Origin of the sequence: uncultured Actinomyces sp., assembly GCF_963526355.1 — a bacterium.
Taxonomy (GTDB): Bacteria; Actinomycetota; Actinomycetes; order Actinomycetales; family Actinomycetaceae; genus Actinomyces.
The window spans coordinates 1-4234 of record NZ_CAUROW010000134.1; the positions used below are offsets into that span (position 1 = coordinate 1).

3 protein-coding genes are annotated in these 4234 nt (G+C 67.3%); all 3 read left to right on the plus strand.

Annotated features, from left to right (window positions below; translation table 11 throughout):
• The first annotated feature begins 232 nt into the window (after positions 1–232).
• The 3 genes from RWR81_RS12655 to RWR81_RS12665 all read left to right on the plus strand — a co-directional run bounded on the left by RWR81_RS12655 (position 233) and on the right by RWR81_RS12665 (position 3867).
• A complete protein-coding gene (locus RWR81_RS12655) occupies positions 233–790 on the plus strand; it encodes a serine hydrolase domain-containing protein (RefSeq protein ID WP_314458081.1) in 558 nt (185 codons plus the stop codon).
• 79 nt (positions 791–869) lie between these two features.
• A complete protein-coding gene (locus RWR81_RS12660) occupies positions 870–1373 on the plus strand; it encodes a hypothetical protein (RefSeq protein ID WP_314458079.1) in 504 nt (167 codons plus the stop codon).
• 643 nt (positions 1374–2016) lie between these two features.
• The gene (locus tag RWR81_RS12665; protein WP_314458080.1) at positions 2017–3867 is read left to right on the plus strand and encodes an alpha/beta hydrolase; all 1851 of its coding nucleotides are present in this window, start codon (positions 2017–2019) and stop codon (positions 3865–3867) included.
• Positions 3868–4234: the final 367 nt, after the last annotated feature.

Consider the following 4234-nt stretch of genomic DNA (forward strand, 5'->3'; position numbering starts at 1 on the left):
AGCAGGTCATCGGCCTTCTGCCCGACGACTACCAGGCCCGCGGCATCCACGTCTCCGTCATCACCGCCGACGGCGCCCGCCACGCCGGCATCGGCACCGCCGCCTCCGGCCAGCAGTACACGTCCACCACACCCATGGAGATCGGCTCGATCACCAAGACCTTCACCGGCCAGCTCCTGGCCGCGCCATCGCGCGCGGCGAGGTCAAGGCCAGCGACCCACTGTCCACCCACCTGCCCGAGCTCGCCGGCACCCCGGCGGGCGAGGCCACCCTGGAGGAGGTCGCCTCGCACCGCTCCGGTATCCCGAGTGTTCAGGACATGGGTCGGTTCCTACTGCACTCCCATATCCTCGGACTGAACCCCTTCACCGAAAGCACTGACCAGCTCATCGATAGTGCCCGAACCATCAAACTGGGCCAGCGCGGCAAGTTCGACTACTCCAATTTGGGAGTCTCGCTGCTGAGCGAGGCACTCACGCGCGCCGCCGGCGCCGATTCCTGGACGTCCTACGTCACGGAGCGGCTCTTCACACCCCTGGGCTTGGAGCACACGACCCTCACCACCGGCCAGACGGACATTCCCAACGGCGCCATCCACGGAGTCCTGGCCAACAGGCGCCGCGGCCAGTCGCTCAGCGGCCCGAGATCCAACCCAGCCGGCGCCGGCGTATGGAGCACCCCGGAGGAGACCCGCTACGCCCAGGCGGTCCTGTCCGACACTGTTCCCGGCAGCGACAACGCCCAGGAACCGCGATGGCCGGGAATGTTGGGGGACCCCGCTGCCGGGTAAGAAGATCGGGTATACCTGGTACACCGATGTCGTCGACGGACACACGATCATCGGCCACAGCGGCATCACGATGGAGTACATGACACACCTGGCCATCAACAAGGAGTCGGGCACAGTCGTCATGGTCTACACCGACCAGAGCGGCGACATGACCGCATCCGCCCTCACCACCGCGCTCCTGACCGACGGCCAGAAGATCTCGACGGCACGCACACCAATCTCGGACCAGATAGTGCCCCTGATCGCGATGCTGGGTGGCTTCACCATTCTGGCACTCGTCATGGGCCTGTACACGACCTCCCGCGCGGCGAGCGCGTCCAGCCGCATGGCGGTGGTCTGCCGCGTGGCCACACTCCTCGCCTGCCTCATGGCGGCCGCCGCCAACGGGCCCTGGACGTACATGCCCACCTGGATCCTGGCGGTGGCGACGCCGCCCGGCATGTACGGCATCGTCCGGGGCATCACGTTGTGGCCGGAGCTGCCCACGCTGCCGCGTCGCCGGGCCTGGCTCGGCTGGACGCAGGTGGGGCTGACGGTCGTCTTCGTCGTCGTCTGCCTGGTCGTCGCCTGGCCCAAGGCCTGAGCCGGTCCACCCCACCTCGGGTCTCGCGTTCGTCCCCTGCACCGCCGAGCCCCGACCCGCTGGCGGCGAAGCCGAGGGCTGACAAACAGCACCACACCTGCGAAACGCTCCGGGGCTCGGGCCCACTCCCAGTGAATGGACCCAAGGCCCCGGCCTGCTGCAACAGTCCACCAGGGTCGCAGGGGTTCCCAGGGACTCACGGACGCACCCGAGATCTCGCGAACTGCACCCACAGCGTCCCTGGTCAAGGCCTCGGGGTGTCCGCAACGAACCAGGCACTCGGCCACAGCCCCGAGAGCGCCCCTCACTTTCACAACGCGACCCGCCTCAAGGCACGGACGTGGTCTCCTCCTCCAGGAGGAGGCCGCTCGTCATCAGCGTCCTCAGGGATGCCATTCCCATCCACCCGGAGGTTGCAAACCAGCTCCTCGATTCCGCCCGGCGACTGAGGAAACCAGTACTGCCGCACCGTTAGCGTTGTAGGGGTCCGGGCACCGCGAGAGCAGGGCCTGGGCCGGGTCCACCGGCCGGCGTGAGCCGGGCAGTGGGCCCCAGCACTGCCCGGGCCCCGGTCACAGCGGGGCCACTGCGGGCAATGGAGACCGATGACGACCACCGACACCGTAAAGAGAGCCACCCTCTGATGAGACCCGCACCCCTGGCCGCACGGAAGGCAGGCGCGGCCCTGGCAGTACTGATGCTGTCAACCGCCCTAGCAGCCTGCCAACCAGACGGCTCCACCGACGCCACCGCACCCACCACTGCAACCGCATCCACCGAATCCACCGACCAGACCGGCACCCCCACCAACGGCAGCATCACTAGCCCCACTGACGGCTCCTCCGACGGCTCCGGCAGCTCCACCGGGACCGCGACGCCCACTGCTGCACCTGCATCCACCGACCAGACCAGCACCCCCACCGACGGTTCCGCCTCCAACCCCACTGGAGGTTCCCAGGGCGATGCTCCCCGAGGGCTGGAGAGCTTCTACAACCAGACCATCAACTGGGAGGACTGCCCGGACGGCGCCTCCTTCAAGTGCGGGACCGTCACCGTCCCGGTGGATTATGAGCACCCGGACGGCCAAACCATCACCATCGCACTGAAGAAGCTCCCCGCCTCCGACGGCGACGCCGAGCACGGCTCCCTGTTCCTCAACCCCGGAGGCCCCGGCGGCAGCGGTGTCGAGGCAGTGACGTCGGCACCCGGAGTGTCCGAGGAGCTTCGAGGCGCCTATGACATCATCGGATTCGACCCTCGTGGAGTCGGGCAGTCCACCCCGATCACCTGCTGGAGCGAGGACGAGATCAAGCAGTACCTGGAGAATCCCAGCAGTGACACCTCCAACCCGATGAGACCACTCAAGGGCGTCACGTCCAAGAACGTTGCGGCCCAGGACAAGATCGACCGGGGTGCGTCCAACGCCGCCAGGTGCGCCAAACACTCCAAGGTCCCCGAGCTGCTCGACCACGTCGGCACCCGCGACGTCGCCCGCGACCTGGACGTCCTGCGCGCCACCAACGGCAACGCAAGGCTGAACTACCTGGGCGTCTCCTACGGCACCTACATCGGAGCCCTCTACGCCGACCTCTTCCCCGACCGCGTCGGCCACGCAGTTCTGGACAGCGCCGTCGATCCGTCCAAACGAGAGACCGACAGCGACGCTGAGAGAATAGCCTTCAAGGAGGGTGTTCTGCGTCAGTACGTCGAGCACTGCCAGGCACAGAGCGCCTGCCCCCTGACCGGCTCCACGGACGAGGCGGTCTCCCAGCTGGCCGCCTTCGTCGACGGCCTGGACAAGAACCCACTGACCGCCCCGGACTCCGATGCCACCGTCAACACGCCGGACGCCACCGACATCATCCAACAGCTCGCCGTCGTACAGCCGGACTGGGACACGCTCACCGCCATGCTCACCCCGGCGATGACCAACCACGACGGCACCCTCATGGCCAAGGCGAAGCAGAATCTGGATGATGCGCCACCAACGACTGTCGAGGAGGCGGCCAGCACCGCCAACCAACAGATCATGCTCAGCACAATCATCTGCAACGACAACCCTGATACGGGCGCCACCGCCTCCGAGATGGACGCGCAGACAGCCGCTGAGAGGAAGGCCTACCCCTTCTTCGGCGGTATCTCGAACGCCATGGAGGCCTACTGCCGTGGCTGGGGACACCACTCAAAGACCCCACCCCAGGAGACCCACGCCGAGGGCTCCGCCCCGATCCTCGTCGTCGGGATCACCGGCGATGTCCAAACCCTCTACTCCTGGTCGCAGACTCTGGCCGGCCAGCTGGACAACGGTCACCTGTTCACCGTCCAGGGCTACGGACACGGTGGCGCTATCGGCAACTGCGCCACCACGGCCACGATCGACTTCCTCGTCAACGGGACCGTCCCAGCTGATGGGGCCTCCTGCACCGCAGAACCTAAGTCGCCCGGCGCCGAACCCCAACTCGCCACCAGCGACCCCCAACCAGCTGAGGGCTGACAAACAGCACCACACCCACGACACGCTCCGGGGTCTCGGGACCACTCACTGGGAGTGGACCCGAGACCCCGAGCAGCAAGGTACGAACGCGGCGACCTCCTGGAGGAGGGCACTCGTCGTCCGTCTCCCCTAGAAGGTCATCCTCATCCACCCAGCAACTGAGGAAACCGGCACCTCAAATCCTCCCAGAGGTTGAGGAAACCAACATCGCCATGCCGTTAGCGTTGTAGGAGTCTGGGCACCGCGGGAACGGGGTCCGGGCCAGGTTCACCGGCCGGCGTGAGCCGGGCAGTGGGCCCCTGCACTGCCCGGGCCCCGGTCACAGCGGGGCCACTGCGGGCGGTGGAGACCGACGACGACCAGATGA

Excerpts from the sequence above, each read along its gene's own strand:
- RWR81_RS12660 (WP_314458079.1), top strand. The coding sequence starts at position 870 with ATGACACACCTGGCCATCAACAAGGAGTCGGGCACAGTCGTCATGGTC.
- RWR81_RS12665 (WP_314458080.1), top strand. The coding sequence starts at position 2,017 with ATGAGACCCGCACCCCTGGCCGCACGGAAGGCAGGCGCGGCCCTGGCA.